Here is a 22,637-nt window from a genome sequence, read left to right on the forward strand (position 1 = left end):
TTACTTTTGGTCTGCGGGACTTATTAGCTTTATTATAATCACAATTTACAATGTGGTTTGAACGTTAAGATCATACTTGCCTCAAAAGGATTATTTAAAAACTCTAATTTTCAATCTTTATTAAAAAGAAAAACTAATAGTAGTTCTTTCTGGATACATCCAGAAAGAACTACTTTATAGTATATCCTGATAATAATATATCTTCTAGCTGTAAAACTTAAGGTGTAGCATCTTGTTTCGCGACCTCTGATAAGAATTTCTTAGCGACCATATCTTCATATTTCCTATGGCTATCAAGATATTGTACATCAATATGATTTTTATATTTAGTATTAAACTTAAATGCTTCACCAGTGATTTCATCTTTTCTTTCATCTGTAGGCATGAAGAATTTATTATATCTTCTTGGGGCAACACCTTCGAAGTCTGAAAAAATTACTTTCGAGTGATCCTCAGATTTTGTAATCGAGTCATCGTGAAGATCTAATGCAAGACTTTTATCGAATGGTTCGATATATATAACTTTCTTAATACCAGAGGATACAATATGCCTTGCACAGTTATGACAAGGATAAGTTGTGGTAAAAAGAATTTTACCTTTTGCCCCTTCGGTCGACTTTCTTGCCATTGTTGTAATGACATCCATCTCTGCATGGATAGATCTTGAATACTCCATAATGGATGAAATGTTACTACCTTTATAAATGGCCTCAGTAATATTAGGTGTTATGGCCTCTAACCTTCTCAAGATTAGCTCCATTGATGGATCTGAGCCTAATGAGGACTTAATTTCCTTTAGAAGGATATCATGTATTTTATTTTTAATTTTTAACTTGCTTGATACGTTATAACACTTTCCACTTTTATGCACACAACGATGATCTTTTTCACCATCATCACTGACATAAAGCCCACCGCCAGCTTTGGGAACGTCATTTTTGCCTATGGCGAGAAGGTTTCCTTCATCATCAAAGAGAGCGGCTCCGACTTGCCTTGATAAACATGCTGATTGTAATGATGCTGAAAATGCTGCGTACATACCCTTTTCATTTATAGTCGGGGTCAGACCATTTTTTCCGTGTATAAGTCCAAAAAATCTATCAATTTTATTTTCAAGGCCTTTTTTCTGACTTTGGTTGTTTTTAACAAAAAAATCAGAGGTAAGTATTGCCTGACTTGTCCTTTGCCCATAATCATCATCTGACTTATCATCAACATTCATGATTAAAGGAATGTCATTTTTCGTGACACCATCTTCTCTTAAGTTTCTAATCCTATGCTCTTGATCTCTTAAAATTCCCATTAAATAGAAATTATGTTGATAAATAACCCTGAATAACTCAATCTCCTCAGGCCGCTTCAATTGATCAATAATATATAAAGTAGCTTCAGAAGTGCTGGATGATTTGTTTTTATCAGCATTTATAGCAGCGATTGCCGCTTCAGATAAAAGCTCATTTCTCTTGAAATTTCTTCTTAATCCATTAGCTAATTTTTGCATAGCTAAATGCCGAACAATGCTATTATCAAGATGTTGCTCAATTAAGATCTTTTCGAAGTAAAGGGGATCTTGCATTAAATCGCTAATCCTAATGTGGACAACTCTATACCCCCAAGTTTCGGCTACCTCTTTTATAACATCGACAACAGTTTTGATTCCACATCCTGCAAATCCGCACAAACCTAAAAAAATGTCAGTAGATTGACGACCTTCAATAGTTTTCATTGAAGATGTATTATCATTAGCATCAATAGCTTTATTTATTTTTAATTTTCTTGCTGTGCTAGTCATATAATTACCTAATCAAAAATAATTTCTTTAGTGAGAATTTTTTTGAAAGCTTCAAGAGTCTCTCTTTTATCTAATTCCATCCGTAAATCATAAATATTGTCGTTATGTCTACTGACATAAGCGATCTCCACACAAGTCTGGTCGTTAGTAGCCTCTCTATCTTCACACCCTTCTACTATCAAATTTTTGTATGACATTGATAAACCTCACTTTTCGTAACTCAACAACATCAATCCATAAATTTTAGCACAACTTTTTCTTGTGCATCACTCAAAAATCAGGTTTTGTGAGTTGATTTACAATGATTAATGTTAATAACTTCACGCACTAAAAGTAACTGATCATTGATAGCCGAGAGAGTATGTTATATTTTTATCAATATCTTCATTAAATATATTTATCAACCATCATTGGAAAAATAAAAACGTTATTTTTTAGAGATAAATAACCTGGTACCATCTCATTATATAATTAATAGACTTAGCTACTCATAGATATTGCTTATTCTAGTTTCCCACGTTAATTAGTGTAATAATCTTGTGCAAACTACTCCCATTGTCACAACCATTCAAGCCAAAGCATTTACGCGAAATGCTGAATATATTTAGATATATTAATCAATAATAGAAGGGGATATCGGCAATTACTGTTAATGGTTATTTAAACTGATTGCTTTCAACTTAGGTGATAAGCTCTACATCTTGTTAAAAGAAAGCATACTGCAGGCTTAATATTTTTAAATTGTATTGCTGACAATTTATCAATACAGTGACGTCTATTTTTGGTACAGGATGCCGACTAGAAGAGTTATGATTCCGCACATAGCTGTTTCAGGCCAAATCACATTAATGATTGTTTCATACAACTAAAAAAAGCCCCATCTTAAGGGGCATTTATCAAAACCTGAATGGAACAACCACATCATCATAAATATCAGAGGCAGTTTCCTTATACTCCATCCCTGTTACACTCGCCAACAATACAGGTTTTACACCTAATTTATCGGCCATCATTTTAAATGTTACACCTAAGTGCTCTTTCATAACAATGATGCTTTCTTTCAGTATATGAGGCTCTTCCATTTCAAGAATATCATCAAGCTTCTCTTGTCGTGACTGCCTAGTTTGGCTGAACCAGACATTAGCACTTCTGTACTGCTGTGCATTTATAAATCCTAAAAAGTGAGCTCTAAAGATTATTGCCTTTGCACTCACCTTCCATCTAACTTTTAGATCGTATATTTTTTTCCAATTAAAAGAACCATCAAAATTTAAACAGGCTGGAAATTCACTGGCAAATGACTTCCTCGGGAATAGAAATGCACTAGCAAACGCATCAGCCTCCCTTTCCGTTTGTTTACAACCTGTTTCAATGCCATCGTGCATAACTAAATGGCCACATTCGTGGGCCAAATCAAATCTCATTCTGCAAACACTTTCCTTTGCAGTATTCCTTATTATTATTGGATATTTTCTGTTTACAGATAGAGCATCGACTTTATCAGAAACACCATCGAAACAAGTAACAATAGCCCCTTGATTTTCCAGCACGTTAACCATATTGTCGATCGGAGCATCAGCAGATAAATTCCATCTGACACGGGCCCCCTCAGCAATTTTTTCAATAATGGGGGGGGTCAGTTCAGTAATCTTTGTATTATCGATTAAGTTAAATCCATTTTGAGGCATATCCAAATGCTCATGCAACTCAACTACTAGTTGCTCAAGCACCGTGCTATATGCTTGCACACGCTCTTTTACTCCTACTGGAGTTGTTTGTCTCTTCCGGAAATGACATTGCTCCGGTTTTACATCTCCAGACATAGGCATACCAAAAAAGCCAGGAGATACATTAAGGTACTCTGCCAAAGCGTTTCTGACATCCATTGAAGGAGCCCTTGCATCGCTTTCATATTGGTGTATACCCTGTCTGGAAACAGATACTGCATCACCAAGCTCTTGAAGAGTTACCCCTTTGAGTAAACGAGCCAGCCTTAATCTTTCACCATAGAAATCTAAATACATACCTTACTGACCATTATCTTCGCCATCATTCTCTGCTTTTTTGTCTTTCTTTTTGACAGAGACTGACGCTTTCTTCGTTTCAACTGGCTGAGGCAATTCACTCATGGCAGGGCCAAAAGCAACAACCCGCTCATCAAGAGGAATTTCCCAACACGAAATCTGCTGACCTTCAAGGAAACCGACAAATGTTACGCGCTCAACGTATCGCATTTCATCCAATTCGATAGCAAAAAACCAGAGTACAGCAGCAACATCACCGACTTCTGGCTCAAGGCATGACATTTGCCTTAACGCTTCAATTGAAGGAATTAATCTTCTTTCTTCTGGACAACTCGGTTTACCTCTGTATAGCCTCACAGGAACTGATTGAATCGAAAAGGTAAATCGTCCGTCAGGTTTCACAATTCCTAACCAAGGCCAATTTTTTCCATCCTTTACCGCACGAATGATACGTGAACGCGAACACTCGTATGCCCTCATACCGGTACTACGGGCAGTATCACCAATCTCGTCATCATGCCGATCAATCACATCATCCCTGACATCTCTTATCAGAGATGCTAGCTGTTTTAATCGATCAGCGGTGAGTACGGAGTTAAGTTCCCAAGGTTGCATCATCAGAAAAGGTTCCTCTTTTACAGAGCAGGTATATAGGGTTGAGGCCAGAAGATGTGACAAGCAAATAATCTTGCACTTATGGTGATTTGTCAAGCAACGACAAAAAAGTAAAATCAATAGTGAATTGTCAATATCAACTCATAACCTCTCACCCCCAACATCTGTGTACTTAAGAGTGTACTTAATCATCCACATCAATTCATAAAACACATATAAATCATAATATTAATGATACACTCAACATTCAGATCCATTCTCTATTAATTTCAGTCTTTCTTTTTTATATCATGCCCTGATTTATCAGGGCTTTTTATTTTTAAGTTACGTTACACGGCACTCTCTTATCAGCTGAGTGGGGGAGTTAACTGGTAAATAGCGCGTTGTAATACTTAACATTCTGAATATTGGTGCGGGATAGCATCAAGATTGATGTGATAATCTAAATATGGCTATCATAATATTATTTTTTAATACTGAGGTTGTCGGCTGTGGAAAAAGAGCTTGAAGATTATATAAATGATGTACTGGGAGTTTGCAGCTCTCGGGCAGTTTTTGTGATAAATCATATCGTTAAATATGGATCCATAAACTCTGAGCAAATCAGAAATGCTGGTTTTGTCCATGGCGCTCGTGCTGTTGGTGATGTACGAGACAATGGTGTTCCATTAGTGACTCGTAATATTAAGAGCTCGGATTATAGAACCATAGCTGAGTATACATTTGGCCCCGCATCAGATATTAAAAAGCACAAATTTGGGGGTAGAATAAATTTCCCGACCTCTTTAAAAGGTAAACTCATAGAGCGTGATGGCCTATTTTGTGCCATATCGAAACAACCTCTTCCCGCTGATGAGTTACAAATAGACCATAGAGTTCCATACTATATCTCCGGGGATATTGCTGGAGAGCGAGATCCAGATGATTTTATGCTCCTATCAAAATCATTACAGAGATCTAAATCTTGGGATTGCGAACATTGTGATAATCTAAAAGTGCATTTTGATATACGACATTGCAAAAATTGTTATTGGGCATCTCCTGATAATTATACACATGTTGCAATGCGTTCCCAGAGAAATATAAATATAACCTGGGAAAGAGAGGAAGTTAAAGACTTCGATAAACTCAATGAGGACAGCATGAAGACTGGCTACTCTCCTCAGGAAATAATTAAAGCGCTCATCCACAGATATTACAATAATTAGGCGAACATTTTAAACTGGATGTTTCCCCTGTCACCAGACATGCTCTTCTCGATTAGAGCAGGGGATAAATATAGGGATTCAATAGTCATATCATCTCTACCTAAAAGCGTTGCTTGACTTGATCTGCCAGCTTGAATCCCTATTCTTGTAAGCCCTAAATCCATTGGCAGCTCATTGCCATAAGCCCTGTTTCCACAGGTTCCATCAAATGATAAAAGATAAGGAATCCCACGCTGATTAAGCTTATCAAGCCCATCGAGTAAACTTTCCATATCTAACAAGTATGCATACCGTGGGTCTTTCTTATTACTTGTACCTTGCCAAGGTGGATCCATATAGACTACATCATTAGATGTCGCATCTTCGAGTGTCTTCATAAAATCACCTGCACGAAATTCAACCTTTCCAGCCAATAATCGAGATGCTGCATCCGCTTCGTTTCTTACACGATCTGGCTTTGTTCCTAATCTCCGATTATCCGGAGATTGATTGAATTCTCCTTGTGCATTAAATCTGATAGCATTCTTTACACAGCGAGCGACTAAATAAAGAAACTTAACAGGATCGTTATCGATATTAAATTGGTTGCGTATCTTAGAAAAAAACATCTTAGGATCATTAAGCTGATCAATCCATAGGCTCTCATAAGCGTTAGCAACTTTATCAGGGGAATCAATGATAGCCTTCCACAGATCAATTAGCGGTTCGTATTTGTCACCAATGACATAGCCGTTTGCAATTTCCTGACTTGCCGCAGATAGGGTAATTGCAGCCGAACCGGCAAAAGGTTCGAAAAGCCGTCCATCCACATTAAAGTCAATATTATTTAATATGTCTCCTGCTATTTTTCTTTTACTTCCCTGGTAAGGAATCACGTGAGGCACTCTCATGTTATATAGCCTTTTTATTTACTGAGTAATATTGAGTGCCGCCACGCTTATTTACTATAAACATAGGCTCCTGACCTTTTTCTTTTCTTCTTTTTTCACGTCGATAAACTATCGAATATAGTGATTTCTCTGGGGTTTTCCCTGTTAGATTCGTATCATCAATGGCATTAATTGCCTCGACTATCTCGGTCAAATTAAGAGGCTGAGTGGCAGACTCTAAAACCTGGATCATAAGTTGCTCATTACGACTCATATTTCTGTCCCAAGGCATATCCAAACCATCTTGCTTGACTATAGCAACAAAGTAGCATGCAATTGCATGCTACGTCTACCCTCTAGCTTGCCGGAAAAGGTCTTGTAGCAGACAGCGGTTTTGGCGTTAGCAAGAGCCCCAGCCCATACCGCAATCATCTGGCATGATGTGCGGATAAAGCGTATGTTACCGTCTGCATTCAGGAAGAAACCGTTTACGATCAGGCCGATCGCGCTGACGGTGCAAAGGAGAACAGGATGGACACGCGTTATCCGATACGGAAAGCGGATGGAAAGGATTACGACAGTCTGGATACGTTACTGAACGTCTTGCGGAATGAACCAGACGGCTGGTGGCTGGCGAGCAGTAACCGACAGTGGCATGGCGGCCTCCATATCAGCCGCCGTAGCGCCCTGGAATCAGTGTTGACCGCGGCGAACGCCGACAGAGCGATTCCACTTCAGTGTATCGCCAGCGGGGAGGTGGCGGCATGGCGCATCAATACAAACTACTGCACCGCACCGTATGACAAATATCAGCTGCGCTATTCCAGCACGTTTCTGCTGGTGCGTTCGAAACATCAACCGGATCCGGACGACCAGAGCACCTGGTTGACGTTTTACTCGTTGTACATGCACCTCGCCCCCGTTTCTGCTTACCCAACGCTGACGAATTGTTATCGTGTTAAACCCAATATCAATAAATTATCGACAAGCGAATACAACGGCCGGGAAATCAGCGGGCAAAAATTGCCTAAAACGGAAAATATCACACTCAAAGAAAATGATTTACTGGTGGTTTCAAAACAGGAAACATTCAAATCAGGGCACGAAAATGCCAACGGTGTTTTCGGGCTGGCGCAACGCCTGAAAGATGGGAGTGTGAGTGACAAAAAATTCTGGGTTTCCCTGGAGGATCGATTTGTCGAGCCGATTCCCCCTCACCATCACCGTATGCCGGAATGGATGCTTAAAGCAGTTGAGCATGGGGAATATGATGCTGTGGTCATCCCCGAAGAGAAATTGACGATCAACGCCGGAGACGCGATCGGCTTTTTAGCAGAAGATAACGCCCCCGCCAGGTCAGGTTCTGGTGGTGTGGATATAGACTTTTATTCGCACATTGAAGTCATCAGCGTCGATACCAATATGCCCGGTTTTCTCTCTAATCCTAAGCAGATTAAAACCGGCCGAGCTTTTGTGAAGATAAAAGCCGGAATGCCATTGTATCAGAAATCAGGTGAAGGTGACGCAACAACATTTACGCCAACAAATACCGTGACCCAAAATACGGATGACGGAAGAATTCTGCCTCGTGATAAAGCCAGCCCGATAGAAGCGCAGGGAATAACATGGTTTCAAATTGCGCAGGATAACTGGGTGAAAGGCCAGGATGTGGACATGTTGAGCCAACACGATTTGTCTGAACTGGGTTTTATTACGCTGGAAGAAGCCTCGACGGATGATTTCGGTTCTCTGTTAAAAGAAAATTTTCTCAAAGGCATTTTTGACTGGGTATCAAAATCCCTGCGGGGAGATACCGAGTTCGAAGGCCAACAGGGTTCAGAGACGTATAAAAAGCTGGTGAAAGTCATAGACCAGAACAATGACGGGAATTTATCACAGTACGAATTGGCTGCGTTTGAAAAACGTATCTTCGAGAATTTACATTCCGGAGAAAATAACGTACCAGACCTGGTGCGTCGGCTAATAGTTAAACATGATAGCGAATGGTTTGGCGACAGCAAACATAAACACTGGCAATCTTTCCTTAACAGTAACAGTTACCCCGAAATGATGCCATATCTGAAAAAGTGGCGGGATGATATGGCGTGGATGAGTGAGGTTCCCGAGTTTACATCGGGCAAACCGGTTTGGCATTTTCATCCGGTGGAGTTTTTGGATACTATCGCTACAAGAAATCAATGTGCCTGTGGACGAGATATTACATTAAATGAGTTATCTGCCATGGCACCTCAAGCTCAAAAAGAAACGTTGGAAAATTATATAAAAACATTCAATGATGGGTTCAAAAAATATGGAATCAACACATGTAGAGAGAAAGCCCATTTTCTGGCACAAGTATGCCATGAGAGTGGCGGTCTTATATATACGAAAGAAAGAGATGGTGATAGAAAAAGTTATGCGCCATGGTTTGGCAGAGGGCTGATTCAGTTAACTCACGAAGATACATATACCAGCTATGGCCAACACGTGGGGGAGGATTTTGTTTCAAGATCAAGCGCTAGGGAAAGGCTCACTGAATATCCTCACTGTGTTATTTCCGCATTCTGGTTTTATTGCATTTATAAAAAAGTGAAAGAAGCCGCGAAAAAAGATGATTTAAATATGATAACAGCTAGAATTAATGGTGGATTTAATGGATATATAGACAGATTACAATATTTCGAAAAAATCGTTTCCATTTTAGGTGCGAGTCATCTTAGTTACCTAGAAACAAATGGCACATTCTCTTTTGAAGAAAGTGCCATCTACAACTATCGCGTATATGCATACAGCTGGGGACGCTATCATGATCCATTCAGCGCTGAAAATGGAACCCCAAAAGACAAAACCGAGGCATTAAAAGCTTACAGGCGCGCATTGTCTCTTTATGAAAACTCAAATGAAAAGAGAATAATCTCTGAAATTAGAAGTAGAATTCAAAGATTGGAATAGGCTGAATCTTATTAAGCCACCAATTCAATTATAGAGGTGGCTATTACATTATTATTTAATCTCGAAAGGGTATTTTTCTTCTCTATTAATTTCAACCTTCACTTTTGATTTATCCTCAAAAGCTGGCCATGAATAATACTTAGTTACTAATTCCCACTCGTAATATTCCTTTCCTATATCGTGATATTTTATAGACAACACGCTCCAGCTTTCGTCATAGCAATGTGATTTTTTCTTATAATCATCTTCTTTAAAACATGCTTTTATACTTTCTTTTGATGAGAATGGAATATTGGAGAATGCCACTTTATATGAATTATCATCGTTAAGCATGAGGAAGTCAGCATAGTTATCTTCTTTCCCTCCACCAGAATAACTTGTTTCCCATTTATAAACCAAAGCTAACGACAGCTTGTTCTTGTTGATGGGATATATAGCAGGATAAATAACAATGCCAGCTGGAGATAATATGTCATCACTGTTGTCTTTTTTTTCATTACTATGATGATAACCCCTGAATGACCATTCACCATTGATTTTATATGAATTACCATTCTTTATTATTTTTATGATCTGTGGTGACCTATCAATAAGATAGTAAGCATTACTATTTTTTTCTCCTTTCCATACTTCAGCCGAGTCATTGTTGCACTTCCCGTTTAAATATAAACAAATACTATTATACTCACTATCTTTTTTATTGACCTTGCTTAACGGGGTAGGTTTAATATCATGAATTAGTTCTTCCGCGATTGAGTTACAGGACATTAAAATAAATATTACCATTATGAGTTTTTTCATAGAAATTCCATTTATTAAGTCCAACTTGAATATAGAAACATAGAGTATGATAGCTGATTATCGAAATCATTTACAACAATCAATTTTCGATTGTAAGCATATTACATCAGATAGACGTTATCTATACACCATGTAATCTACATTTTTTGATTAAAAATTTTTATTAACATAGTATCATTTATTATATAAATTAATTTCCATACTTACACCGTAACCATAGTAACCAACCATTAAAAATCTAGATTTATCATCTGAATGGGAATATAATACCACCAAGGAATAACATAATTCCCCATGGGAATCTATAGGTAATTAAAGCAGAAACAAAAATGCATAAATACCACATCATAATAATCTTGTTACTTATATATTCCAGTATATTTTATTTTTTTTGATAGGGAAATGAATTAATGCTAATAAATCAACAAGGCATCATAATTAAATGCCAAACCCTACCCGCCCACTTGTTTATTATAATTTTATTTATACCATTTATTACCTGGTCATCAGAGATCGTTCACGGCCCCTTTACGTTAGGAAAAAATTCAGAAATAATTTTCATTGAAGAAGATAAAAATAATGTTGTGTTATTACAGAAAAATAAATATAGAGAATATGCTATAGATACTTATGAAACTGAAGGTAGTAAAGCACACATAGAAACCGTCTTCTTTATAAATTTAGAAAGTGTAATGAATATTATAGTTCTTGTTTCATGGAAACAATATCATCCCAGCCTTGGGATTGATGGGGTATTATATGAAATCAAAGGTTATAGCTATATCAATGGTATACTGAAAGTTAACGAAAGCCTATTAAAAGATAATAACCTATCAGGTTTTGATGGGGTTAAAAATGATAGTCACTTTGTATATAAATACAAAAATGCCGAGACAATAAAGGAATACTTGAAGAAAACACATTAGAAATTAAAATATAATCTATCATGGGAATATACAAGATGATTTATAACATAAATAAAAGAAGCAGAGAATGATAAAATCATTGCTATCAAAAATTTCATTGAAGACAATCCAGAAAAAGAAAAATTCATTATAGAACTGAGGAAGTCATGAGATTTAACAATTGAGGAAAAATGTCATTTTGAGACTTTTGAACCTAAAGAAACTGACGCAGAAATAGCTGAAGTAGACAACTATCTCGCCAGAAATCACCTGGATGAAATAATTTGACGATATACTTCCATAACATATCGACAAGGAACGAAGATACCTAGCCTGCGCTAGTATAGATGTACTCATTTTCAGTGAAAATTAATTATGAAAATAAAATTTCTATGTTTGATATCTACATTAATAAGCCATGCAGCAATAGCTGACGAGTCTAAAATCACTTACGGCTATGATAAAATTAAAGGAGAAATTTATGCGATTAGTGGAGCAGAAAAGGGATTCTTTAGTTTTGAAGAAGACTATACAGGTAACCCCGCGGTTTCGTTTGGAACCTTTAACAATCAACCATCAATTATTGTTTCAGCAAGTTCTTTACATGACTATATCGCGTATATGACATTGCAATTTAAAAATGGTAAATTTTATACAGACTGCCTATATATTGATATAAAGAGTAAACAAAACGGTATTGCTTCGAAAGAAGGCTTGTGCGGGTTAAATACGCCGGTCTCAGATGATTACATGGATCTTATTGAAAAAGAGATTAATGATGTATCAAATAATATTGATACGGTAGATACATCTTATTTTTTAAATGGAAAAACAACTTACATCCCATTAATTCTCTTTCGTGGGAAAGATAGTTTAATTTATAAGATTTATAAAAATAAAAGCGCCATGCTAAGCGATGATTATCAAATATTACTCGCAGACAAGAACGGGCAATGTCGTTCATACAGTAAAAATACGTGGCTGGAATATAACACTAAATCCGTAGACAATGCTCATATCAAAGCAGAAATAAATAACGATGGCAAAATATCATTAAAACCCATCATGGTAGATGATGGGAAAATATCTAACGATTGTGAAAAGTACACAACATTTAAGATAAAATCAGAAAAGTCTTTTTTCTACGATGAAAATCAAAACCCCAAAAAGTCTTATCTGATAAAAGGGGATGACATTACTTTACTTTCAATTCAAGATGATGATAAATGGTGTCAAGTCAGATACATTTCAGAAAAAAACAAAAAGACAGAGGGTAATATGCTTTGCTCAGCCTTAACATTGTAGAATGTTACACGTCGATAAGAATAATTAACAAGCCATAAGGAGAATAAGATGAAATCATCCATGTCAAAGAGAACCATTTTAGCCTTATTCTTTCTCACTTCATTCAAAATATTTGCAAATGAAAATCTATGCAGTAAGGATTATTGTGATGGTTTTACAGTTCCAGATAATATCAAAACCATAATTAACAATGGTTATGGAAAGACAACATCAGCAATAATTCTTGGAGAAAAATATCTGATTGCAACAACAAATAGTGATATTAATAAGTGCTCATTGATCTTTTTAATAAAAGATAATGAGATAAAGGAAACGCCTGTTCTTCCAGAAAAGAATCCAATATGTAATTACTCTATCAATAAAAACAATGTGATTAGCTCATGGAAGGATGAAGGAAAATGGAATGAAGATATTTATCAGGTATCAGGTGAGAAATGGACGCTAATGTTTCGTGATACATGCGTAGGTTGCGGAATAGTTAAGCGCACCTATTTTAAAGAAGGTGTAGCTACCGAAACAGTGCTGCTAAAAGATGAGAGTACTTATACGGAAAGAACGCCAGTTTTTGGCACAGTATCGGTAGATAAAGCCGTATTGTTAAACTCCCCAAAAATGACAGACCGGAAAAATTCATACCTGATTGCTGGCGATCATTTTAAGCTGCTAGACATGAATGACAACGGCGAATTTTATAAAATAAGCTATCAAATGAAATCAGGTAAGTACTTAACTGCATGGATTAACTCTGATGATTTCTCATTAGATGAGCAGTAACCTGATATTATCCACCGACGCCAGTTTGGCTATAATTATATACAACCATTTTCTATATGGATGACAATCTGACAGCCCTGATGCCACAGGTATCAGGGCTTTATTTAATCAACTATCGACTCCATTGAGGTGGAGAGGTCATATCTTGCATGATATCTGAAAACGAGATCAGCGGATCGCGCCTTTTTACCGCCGCTTCCACACAATGTTGTACTGGAGATTGATAGGGCGTATCACCAATAATTACATTGCTGCTGCCTGATACAATCAGTCCACCACAGTCAATGTCATCACCAATCCGTGCAGCAGATTTCCCATTAATCAATACGGTAGCCGACCCTGCCGATATTTTTCTACCATGCACGCCATGAGGTGCCTGGGGACAAGTGCATCCGTGCATCTGAACCGTATCACCAACCCGTGCTGCCGGTAGGCCATTAATCAATACGTCAGAACTGCCTTCTATTATCGGGGTATCTGGAAAGCATTCATGTCCGCTTCCAATATCATTTAAGCGAGCCGCTCCTGGCATACTCCTCTCCTTAACTTCATTTGGTTGACGCGTTTAACATCTAAATTACGGAATAATACTTCGGTTCGGCCATAATATTCCCTTTAGTGACGCAATCAAATATTTCCTGTCTGATTATTTCAAAAAAACACATACGACTAATTATTATATTTCCGTACCAAATTATTATTATTATATTCAGCAATAAATTTACCGCGCATTGAGCTGAAATAAAAAAACCGGGCACAAGCCCGGTGAAAAGAGGTATCAAGACAGACACAAAGGGAGGGTTATCAATGATGTCAGGGATGAGAGAGGGATACACTCCCCTGCCTCATTGATTAATTTTATTTGAACAGAATCGCGTTACCGTGCAGCGTGTCATCACCCTGAACAGACGTGATCTGAAATGTTTTTGCACCAGCGGCATCCGCTTTGGCGGCCAGTTTAGCCTGCAGGCTATCCAGCGTGTTGGCACTGGCGGAAACGCTGCCGATTTCCTGACCCTGCGGGTACTGGATTTCCGTTGCAGCAAAAGCGCCAACAGACAATGTGCTCAGTGCGATAGCAGTAAAGACAGTTTTCATATTCATGATGACTTCCTTTTTTACGTTCTCGTTGTTGATGGTGTTCGTAAATGACAAGTCAATTATCACCATAGTTACTATACCTCATTTCACAAAAAGTGCGATCCATATCACACTCTTATGTCAGGAATATGAAAAAACAAAATATTCAATGAATTAGCTGTTCTTACTTTCACGAAATTTTTAGCGTGGGCCAGTAAACCGAGTATCAAGAAGACATCGATTCAACCAACTTGTCCAACGGATGCAGTAAGACCATTGATGAAGGAAATCAGCGAAACACGTATAGGTGTACCGAGTGCGTATGCAAGAGGAGTAAAACGCCACACGCGCCAGCTGTCAGGCCAAACACGTGTGACGAAGAGGCCAAATCTCGTCAGGAAACCGTCATCGGTGCCGTCTTATCAGGGATGACTCCACATAGACGGATAACTGTCACCATTGCCATTCACAGCGACGACCCGGTAGTAATAGCCGCCACTCGGTACTGTTGAACTGTCGCTGTAGGCGTTGGCGGTAACGGTGGCGACTGTCTGATAGTCACCGTTTTCACTGGCGGCACGCAGTATTTTGTAACGCTCGGCACCGGATGCCGCCGTCCAGGATAGCCCGGTTACATCGTTGCTGCGCTGTGCTTTCAGGTATAGCGGCGTGCTGGGCACCGGTTTGGCATCACGGGTTCCATCCAGATAGAGCACCACGCTGGCACGCGGGCCCACGGTCACATCACCCGATTGCGTTCGCTGTAACACCAGGTCTTCCGCCGCGTTGAAGCCAATCGGCGTTTTCAGCACATAACTGTTGCTGACGCTGGCGTTAATCCCCATCAGATAGTGGCCGAAGCGCAAGGCGTAAAAGTCAGCCTTACCCCGGAACGGATCGTCACTGGATGCCCCGGTCGGCACCGGCCCCAGCGGCAGCAGCTCTCCGGCATAAGCGTTGTTCGGCGGATTAGGCGGCGTGTATGGAGTCTTCTCCGGCATGTCGATCAGGTTGGGTCGCGCATACACCGCGGTGGATCGGAAGATCGGCGTGGTTTCCAGTATGCCGTATTGGTCATAGCCGGAAGTGCTAAAGTGGAAGCGAGCCAGACCGTTGATGCCCGTTCCGGCCTTAGCCTCCCAGTAAGCGCTCAACCACAGGCGCTCGTCTCCTTTTTTTATCGCGGCGATAGCGTTCTCTTCATCCACCCAGGCAAAGTCAGGCTGTCCGTCGGACATCGGCAGACGTACACCACTGTCGCTCGCCGTTTTAACCGTCCGATAATCGGCAAACACGTCCAATGCCTCAAACGCAGTGTCTGCCCCAGCCAGATTGGCGAAGAACTGGTTATCGTCCAACATTTGCTTCGCGTAACCAATAAGCGTCGCGTCTTTGCTGGCAGCAGCAACGCGCAACGCCTTGGCACGTTCATTGGTATTCACCGCATCTGCATAGGCGATATAACCGGCAAAGTTACCGTCGCTTTCATGTGCACCGCGCCAGGCCAGCAGGCCAATCGCTTCCATCGAACGGTAGTTGGTGCCATTGCTGATCTCAATCGCCGGGCGGCGGAACGGCGCACGCGCTTTAGTCATTTTCACCATCTGCGTGCGGAAATCTTCATTACCGGTAACCCGATAAAACTCGGCAAGATACGACTGCACTTCGCCGTAACCTGCGCCAACATAGCCCCACTCACGGGTTTGGCCTTTATCGGTAACCTGATAATAGTTGCTGCCAAACGGTTTCCAGCCACCATCATCCGGCAAGCCATTGCCATTACTGTCCGCCTTATCATCACCGCTCCAGGGTAAGAGCCCAACGGCTTCCTTGATATAGCGCTGCGCGGTTTCCTCCGGGAAAGCGCGCGAATCTTTCAACACCAACATCCCTTTGTTGGCGAAATAGATACTGGTATTGGCAATCAGGCTCTGGTTGCTCAACCTAAGGCGATTTTGCAATCGGCCGTATTCACGGCTGGCAAACAGCATATCGGCCCAGGCAGCGCGGCGCGTTTTCGTGCCAGCAGTACCATAGCTGACAGAGGCGTTGAGAATATCGCCAGTCAGCTTATCTCGCAGGTAATAGATCGCCTGCCCTTGCGAGCCAAAACTCCCGCCCCAGTTTTTCACTGTATTGTTGTCGTCATAGTATTGCGCGGCATAAGCATCCAGCGCGGCGACAACCTGGCTCACTACCGCCGGGTTCTGATAACTGTTCAGTTCCGCAACGGAATACGCACGGGCGAGATAGCGCAAATCACCGCCAGAGAGATTCGCCGTTGTCGGTGCCTTGCCAAGCAGGCTGGTGATTCGGTTATTGATGGCGACGCGGAACGAGCCGTTCACGCCCAGAATTTCATCGCCTGGAGAAGAACGGGTAGTAACCGTCGGCGCACTGCCCTGACTTTCGCCTGAAACGTCGAGGAACGGATCAACATGGGTATAAGCCCGGTAAATTCCACGACTCGGCACGTTCATCGCGTATTGATACGGATTGCTGGCATCCGGCCCGCCACTGCCGAATGGATAGAGACGGCCAGTGGAAACGATTTTCAGGGTAACGGTGCCGCTGCCTTTGGTCATTGAGTAAGGCAGTAAGGTGGTCGAATAGAAGAAGCGCCCAGGCAACGGTTTATTCCAGTGAGCAACGCTGAGCGGCGCGTAGTCGCCTTCGTGACGGTAGCCAACCTGATATTCCACGCCATCCTTGATGATGTACAGATAAAGGCGGCCGGTATCATAGTTGCCGTCATCCTCACCCCATAGCTTGACGGAAACGTAGTTACGGCGCAGTGGGTCCACCTTGAGTTTAAAAGTCAGGCTACCGCCATACACGCCTGCGGTGCTGAGCGGCAGTAATCTGCGGGCCGATTCGCCCAGCCCGCCAGAGAGGGTTTGGCTGTTGCTCTCGATCACGCTATGGCTTTTCTCCGACGCATTATCGCCAAACGAAACCTGATCAATCGTCCCCGCCACCTTCGCGGCGGCCGATGACGAAGCCGCTTCTGAACCCGAACTTTCCGCGGCAGCGGCCACATGGCTTGCCGTTGTCACCGCCAGCACCAGCGCAACCCGCCACGCCAGCCTGAACGTTGTGTTTTTCTGCATATGTCAGTCCCTTTTTTCAGTTTGTTATCATCCGTGTAGCCATATCAGATGGCAGTGACGGAACCTACATCATTACCACACTATTATTTCCATTAATTCATCATAGCTTCTCGTCACTATTGATACTTTTTTTGTATCGTCTTCCCGCGCATCATCTAAATACCCCCGACTGCCTTCCATCAGATGGAAACAGCAAGCCAGAAAATCAGGATTGCGGCGCATCTATTCCCCTTGTCTGACGACTATCGATATTGATGGCAGTGGCACCCACCAATTAATTTTATCGATTCGACCTGTGCGAAAAACACCGACCAGACGGCCCATAGCACTCGATCACATCAGACCACCTGTCGGTCCAGTCGGCTTTATCACAGCCAAAAGAGGGGGGGTTAAGCGGTGGCCAGATACCGCAGAGAGGATAGAAATGGAAATAATATGTCAACTAATGAAAATAAAATTTCCTTAAACGAACGTAAATAATCACGCTAGCAAAGTAAGCGGTAAAAACGTTAACATATATCCCCACCAGGTGAGTCTTGCGTAAAAAGACATAAAAGTGATGACAGGGGGAAATATGTTAGAAATATTTGATGTGAGTTTTAGCTTAATGTCAAATAACAAGCTGGATGAGGTGTTTACACTACGCAAAGAGACATTTAAGGACCGTCTGGACTGGACCGTCAACTGTATTAACGGGATGGAATTTGACGAGTACGATAATGAACACACGACCTACTTGTTAGGCGTAAAGGAAGGGAAAATAATTTGCAGTGTCAGATTTATAGAAATGAAATACCCCAACATGATTACTGGCACGTTTTTCTCTTATTTCGACAGACTGAATCTTCCCGAAGGAAATTACATTGAATCCAGCCGGTTCTTCGTTGACCGTGATCGTGTGAGAAATTTGATTGGCACCCGTAACCCAGCTTGCCTGACATTATTTCTTGCCATGATCAATTACGCCAGAAAATGCCATTATGACGGAATACTCACGATTGTCAGCCACCCGATGCTGACCTTGTTAAAACGTTCAGGCTGGCGCATTTCCATCATTCAGCAAGGTTTGTCAGAAAAACAGGAGAAGATTTATCTGCTGCACCTGCCGACAGACGATGAGAGCCGATACGCGCTGATAGAACGCATTACACAGATGACAAATGCCGAATCCGAGCAGCTTAAGACCTTGCCTTTGCTGGTCCCACTGGCTTGATCAGATTCATTTCAACGCCAAGCCTGATCGCATGTTTGGCATTTAGTACACCCAGCTTTTTCACAACGTTGCCGATATGAAATTTTACTGTACTGGTCGTGATACCAAGAATAAGTGCAATCTCCTGGTAGGTTTTCCCCATGCTTGCCCAGTAGAGAATTTCATTTTCTCTTTGTGAGAAAATATCGGCTTCCTGAGATTTATTATTATTCCTATTTCTACTCATCTCTCGGTACAGAGAGGTGAGTTTCTCATGCGCCGAAATCAACAACATCTGCAGTTTATCTTGATTATTCTGAATAATCTCTTCCAGCTCTTCACTGCGATGTTCTTCAATCATAAAAGACAACGCAGCTAAATTGTTGGCCGGGTCGTGCAATACAAAGGTATAGCCATTAACAATGTCGTATTCTTTGGAGAGGTTGAATATTCTGGAAAATTTCAACTTTGAACTGATCACCAGATCATCATCCCAGGAAAAAGGGGAAATTTTGTTGATGGCGGTCAGAATGACCGGGTCAATATGCTGATAGTTGTTATTTTTGTAAATATCAACCCATTCCGTCGGATAGTTGGAGATGATCACAACATCCGTCGGTTTCTTCTTGTTCATGATTAAATAGGCGTACTTGGGGTCGCCGTAGCTTTTCAACTTTCTGTCGAGATAGTTTTGTATTGTGCTATTGATGAAGTCAACGTTAGAGAATGATATAGACATCCAACTCTCCCAAAATCGCGTGCGACAGCTCAGCCTGACCATAACGGCACGAAAGTATAGTATCAACCTATACCTAAGTCTAACTATCTTTCCCGGTACAAAATCCTTAGAATTTTCAAAAAATAACATCAAGCACAAAAATAAAAACATCTGATCCGTTTTAAAGATCGGAAAGCCAAATTGGCGCACACCAGGGAAATATCTGTTAGTTTATTAATTCTATGCCCTAAATAATTCGAGTTGCGGGAAGGCAGCAACCCAGTGAATCACCGACCGCTGGCAGAGTCAGTAGCGGGGATGAATGAAGGCGGCCACCTATCTGTAATCCGGAGAATAGCAGGCAATAACGCTATATTGTTAGCCCTTCTCTCTCTTGTTATCCCGCAAGGTTCACAGGAGAGAGAAAGGTCATTTTTCTCCTTTCTTGATTTTCATTTTCTCGCTGTATCCCGGTATTACCCCGATTATCCCTTCTGCCTGTTGATGCCTGACGAAATACCCAACCGCCTCCTGTTATATCCCGCACATGCTCTTAGCAGAATATCGCTCATGGAAACATTCGGACAAAAAACGCGATAACGTAGCTATCAGAATAAATTATGCCGATTTTACCGCCGATCTGACGACATTAATCCGTTCACATCAGCGAGCGTGCAATTTCAAACAAAACGCCTGAATAACGCTGGTTATACTCCCGTCAACGAGACAGATAAGGGGAGTAGAATGGATTATCCGGTAATAACTCATCATGATGATGACACCTTGCATACCCTCCTGCGTGACAAACTCACCGCGATTGGCGTCGATCAAGGCCGTATCGCCGAGATCTTTCAGGGAGCCCCCCTGTTCGGCGAAGAAGGACGACTGGACTCCATCAACATCGTCACCCTGATTGCCGTACTCAGCGACCATTGTGAAGCGGTCTACAACCTGAGCGGCGATCTGTTCGACCTGACGAACGACCGTGTTTTTGATGCCTTCCAGAATCTAACCAGTCTGACGCGCTTCCTGCGTGAGCGGCTTTATCATGGCTGACCCCACCCATCCCGTTGCCCGTTCCGAGGCGGATTCGCTATTCGCCAACGGCTATATAGAAGAGGTGCCTGTCGCCGATATTGCCGAGCGCATCGGTACGCCTTTCTATGTTTATAGCGTCCGCCAGCTGCGCGACCAGTTCCAACAACTCCGCCAGCGACTGCCAACCGGAACCGCGATTTACTATTCTCTGAAAGCCAATCCCAATCTTTCGGTGGTTAACGTGTTGGCGGAACAGGGCGCGGGGTGTGAGGTCTGTTCGCCTGCCGAGTTGAAAACCGCGCTGGCGGCGGGTGTTTCGCCGCAGCATATTCTGTATGTCGGGCCAGGCAAGTCCCTGCCTGCGCTGAAACTCGCCATTGATTGTGGCATCCGGGCGGTTGTGGTGGAATCGGTAGCGGAGCTGGATAACCTCAATCAGCTGGCTGCACAGGCCAATACCGTGCAGACAGTGGCGCTGCGCATCAATCCGGATTTCAGCAGCGAGCACGCCCGGCTGGTGATGAGCGGTAAACCCACCCAGTTCGGCATGACGCTGGATACCCTGCATACCGTGCTGACCAGCCTGCACCGCTGGCCTTCGGTTTCCCTGCGCGGTTTTCATATTTATCTGGGCACCCGGATCCTCAATGCCCAGTCTATCGCCGACAACACCCGGAATATCCTGCAATTGGCGCTAAATCTGCGCGACACGCACCAGCTAACGCTGGATTTTGTCGATGTTGGCGGCGGTTTCGGCGTCCCCTATTTTGCGAAGGAAACACCGTTGAATCTGCCCGCGCTGGGCGAAGCCATTACGGCAATCGTGGCGGACTTTCGCCGCCAGGCCGCCACCACGCAGGTCATCATCGAACTGGGGCGTTATCTGGTGGCGGAAGCCGGCCTGTTCGTCACCAGGGTCAATACCCTGAAAACCGCCGGTGGGAAAACGTTCGCCATCTGCGATGGCGGCGCTAACTGTCACAGTGCGGCGGCCGGTTTGAACAGCATGTTGCGCAAAAATTTCCCGCTGTGGCGGCTGGGCGACAATCGGGAGCGGCCGTTGCAGCCGTATCAGGTTAGCGGACCGCTTTGCACGCCCACCGATCTGCTGGGTGACAATGTGCTGCTGCCGACGCTGGCGGTCGATGATCTGATCGGCATCACCCACTCCGGTGCTTACGGGCTGACCGCATCACCAGGCGCGTTCCTTAGCTTCGGCTACCCGGCAGAAGTAATGGTGGACGGCCGTCGCCTCACCCTGATTCGCCAGCCGGAAACCACAGAACAACTGCTGGCCCGGCAACAGCCGGTCGAGATCTGCCGCGGGGATACGCCATGACGTTGTGTATCCAGCCGGATGACCTGGTATGGCGCGCTTTTGCGTCCGAAAGCGAGGCTACATTACTGGCTCCGCATCCCAGCCAGGCACTGATGGCGGATTACCTGCGTGCTTTTTTCCGCTCCCACGATGAAATGCAGGAGCCAGACGACGATCAGCTAACCCACTGGCTCAACAACCGTCATACGTTTACCGCGATGATGCAGGCGCTGCTGCCTGAATTGCAGGCACGTCATGCGTTACAACAGCTTGATCTGGTGATGTTTGCCCACTGGACGCCGGACAGCGAACTCGGCTGCGCGGTATCCAACGCGTTGATCCACGCTTGTGACGCCCGGCACGCGTTCGGGCTATCGGTGTCAGAGCGCGGGTTGGCGGCACCGCTGTTTGCGCTGAGCGCTATCGACGACTATCTGACCAGTGATGAAAACCGGCGCGAAGCGTTGCTGATGATCGCCGATCAGGATGTCGCGCCTTATTCCAGCGAACGACTGGCGCGGTTATGCCCCCAAAAGAACTGTTGCCTGATACGAATAGAAAAACGCCCGCCCCATCAAGCCAGTGGGCTGGTATTTGAAGGGTATTATCGCCAGCCTTACACCGAAAACGGTGACACTATCGACACCATGCGGCAATTGCTTTCGCGCCTGCCCACGGCAGACCAGCTAACACTGCTGAGCAACCCGCCGCTGGCGGCGGCGTTGCAGGACGCATTCCCCGAGCATCAGACTGCGGCCGTGGCGGAGTCGTTACTGTGCGCCGCCCCGTTCGTCTACCTGAAACACCATGCGCAGCCGGGTCGGCGTTATCTGCTGGTGGTGCCGGAATCACGTCACCTTACCGCCGCTGCATTGCACTACCAACCTTGCCACGACGGGCCATTCACCCGCCCTTCCCGTACCTGATAAGGATGCT

General features: G+C 42.9%; 18 protein-coding genes and 1 pseudogene. 9 read left to right on the plus strand and 10 right to left on the minus strand.

What is annotated here, in order from left to right; all coding sequences use genetic code 11:
* Positions 1–217 precede the first annotated feature (217 nt).
* The 3 genes from OB87_RS03520 to OB87_RS20970 all read right to left on the minus strand — a co-directional run bounded on the left by OB87_RS03520 (position 218) and on the right by OB87_RS20970 (position 4,434).
* On the minus strand, positions 218–1,792 hold the full coding sequence (locus OB87_RS03520) for an anti-phage dCTP deaminase (protein ID WP_033568062.1): 1,575 nt from the start codon (positions 1,790–1,792) through the stop codon (positions 218–220).
* 896 nt (positions 1,793–2,688) lie between these two features.
* On the minus strand, positions 2,689–3,816 hold the full coding sequence (locus OB87_RS03530) for a helix-turn-helix domain-containing protein (protein ID WP_024906640.1): 1,128 nt from the start codon (positions 3,814–3,816) through the stop codon (positions 2,689–2,691).
* 3 nt (positions 3,817–3,819) lie between these two features.
* A complete protein-coding gene (locus OB87_RS20970) occupies positions 3,820–4,434 on the minus strand; it encodes a hypothetical protein (protein WP_228467180.1) in 615 nt (204 codons plus the stop codon).
* Positions 4,435–4,922: 488 nt separating this feature from the next.
* Here OB87_RS20970 and OB87_RS03540 point away from each other — a divergent pair, with 488 nt between their 5' ends.
* Positions 4,923–5,639: a hypothetical protein gene (locus tag OB87_RS03540; RefSeq protein WP_050515621.1), complete on the plus strand. Its 717-nt coding sequence runs from the start codon at positions 4,923–4,925 to the stop codon at positions 5,637–5,639.
* On the opposite strand, the gene OB87_RS03545 is transcribed toward OB87_RS03540, so the two are convergent.
* Positions 5,636–6,514 (minus strand): DNA adenine methylase, encoded by an 879-nt coding sequence (locus tag OB87_RS03545; protein WP_161783610.1) that lies wholly within the window; start codon positions 6,512–6,514, stop codon positions 5,636–5,638. The two genes, OB87_RS03540 and OB87_RS03545, sit on opposite strands and share 4 nt — an antisense overlap.
* Before the next feature lie 16 nt (positions 6,515–6,530).
* On the minus strand, positions 6,531–6,782 hold the full coding sequence (locus OB87_RS03550) for an HTH domain-containing protein (RefSeq protein ID WP_161556295.1): 252 nt from the start codon (positions 6,780–6,782) through the stop codon (positions 6,531–6,533).
* A gap of 257 nt (positions 6,783–7,039) precedes the next feature.
* On the opposite strand from OB87_RS03550, the gene OB87_RS20975 reads away from it, so the two are divergent.
* Entirely contained in the window at positions 7,040–9,460 is a 2,421-nt protein-coding gene (locus OB87_RS20975; RefSeq protein ID WP_072025422.1) for a glycoside hydrolase family 19 protein, read from the plus strand.
* Positions 9,461–9,511: 51 nt separating this feature from the next.
* Here the strand turns inward: OB87_RS20975 and OB87_RS03560 are convergent, their stop codons facing one another.
* The gene (locus tag OB87_RS03560) at positions 9,512–10,261 is read right to left on the minus strand and encodes a hypothetical protein (protein ID WP_033568065.1); all 750 of its coding nucleotides are present in this window, start codon (positions 10,259–10,261) and stop codon (positions 9,512–9,514) included.
* Between the two features lie 410 nt (positions 10,262–10,671).
* Between OB87_RS03560 and OB87_RS03565 the strand changes: the two genes are divergently transcribed.
* From OB87_RS03565 to OB87_RS03575, 3 genes are all read left to right on the plus strand, one after another.
* The gene (locus OB87_RS03565; RefSeq protein WP_033568066.1) at positions 10,672–11,187 is read left to right on the plus strand and encodes a hypothetical protein; all 516 of its coding nucleotides are present in this window, start codon (positions 10,672–10,674) and stop codon (positions 11,185–11,187) included.
* A gap of 354 nt (positions 11,188–11,541) precedes the next feature.
* Positions 11,542–12,471, plus strand: coding sequence for a hypothetical protein (locus OB87_RS03570; protein WP_050515622.1), 930 nt, complete (start codon positions 11,542–11,544; stop codon positions 12,469–12,471).
* A gap of 48 nt (positions 12,472–12,519) precedes the next feature.
* On the plus strand, positions 12,520–13,245 hold the full coding sequence (locus OB87_RS03575; protein WP_050515623.1) for a hypothetical protein: 726 nt from the start codon (positions 12,520–12,522) through the stop codon (positions 13,243–13,245).
* 148 nt (positions 13,246–13,393) lie between these two features.
* Here the strand turns inward: OB87_RS03575 and OB87_RS19675 are convergent.
* The 3 genes and pseudogenes from OB87_RS19675 to OB87_RS03595 form a co-directional block, all read right to left on the minus strand.
* Positions 13,394–13,777, minus strand: a pseudogene (locus OB87_RS19675) (PAAR domain-containing protein); the annotation flags it as partial.
* Positions 13,778–14,103: 326 nt separating this feature from the next.
* On the minus strand, positions 14,104–14,349 hold the full coding sequence (gene bhsA / locus OB87_RS03590; protein ID WP_050515629.1) for a multiple stress resistance protein BhsA: 246 nt from the start codon (positions 14,347–14,349) through the stop codon (positions 14,104–14,106).
* Between the two features lie 398 nt (positions 14,350–14,747).
* The gene (locus OB87_RS03595) at positions 14,748–17,435 is read right to left on the minus strand and encodes a fibronectin type III domain-containing protein (RefSeq protein WP_235425229.1); all 2,688 of its coding nucleotides are present in this window, start codon (positions 17,433–17,435) and stop codon (positions 14,748–14,750) included.
* A gap of 574 nt (positions 17,436–18,009) precedes the next feature.
* Here OB87_RS03595 and OB87_RS03600 point away from each other — a divergent pair.
* Positions 18,010–18,648 (plus strand): acyl-homoserine-lactone synthase, encoded by a 639-nt coding sequence (locus OB87_RS03600; protein ID WP_033568070.1) that lies wholly within the window; start codon positions 18,010–18,012, stop codon positions 18,646–18,648.
* Here OB87_RS03600 and OB87_RS03605 read toward each other — a convergent pair.
* Positions 18,614–19,366: a helix-turn-helix transcriptional regulator gene (locus OB87_RS03605; RefSeq protein ID WP_033568229.1), complete on the minus strand. Its 753-nt coding sequence runs from the start codon at positions 19,364–19,366 to the stop codon at positions 18,614–18,616. The two genes, OB87_RS03600 and OB87_RS03605, sit on opposite strands and share 35 nt — an antisense overlap.
* Positions 19,367–20,089: 723 nt before the next feature.
* Here OB87_RS03605 and OB87_RS03610 point away from each other — a divergent pair.
* The 3 genes from OB87_RS03610 to OB87_RS03620 are packed head-to-tail and all read left to right on the plus strand — an operon-like array spanning position 20,090 to position 22,627.
* A complete protein-coding gene (locus OB87_RS03610; RefSeq protein ID WP_033568071.1) occupies positions 20,090–20,401 on the plus strand; it encodes a hypothetical protein in 312 nt (103 codons plus the stop codon).
* Complete coding sequence (lysA, locus tag OB87_RS03615; protein ID WP_033568072.1) at positions 20,394–21,722, plus strand: diaminopimelate decarboxylase; 1,329 nt, start codon at positions 20,394–20,396, stop codon at positions 21,720–21,722. Before OB87_RS03610 ends, lysA begins: the two co-directional genes overlap by 8 nt.
* On the plus strand, positions 21,719–22,627 hold the full coding sequence (locus OB87_RS03620) for a hypothetical protein (protein ID WP_033568073.1): 909 nt from the start codon (positions 21,719–21,721) through the stop codon (positions 22,625–22,627). The genes lysA and OB87_RS03620 overlap by 4 nt, the downstream gene beginning before the upstream one ends.
* Positions 22,628–22,637 lie beyond the last annotated feature (10 nt).

The organism is Dickeya undicola (assembly GCF_000784735.1).
GTDB lineage: Bacteria > Pseudomonadota > Gammaproteobacteria > Enterobacterales > Enterobacteriaceae > Dickeya > Dickeya undicola.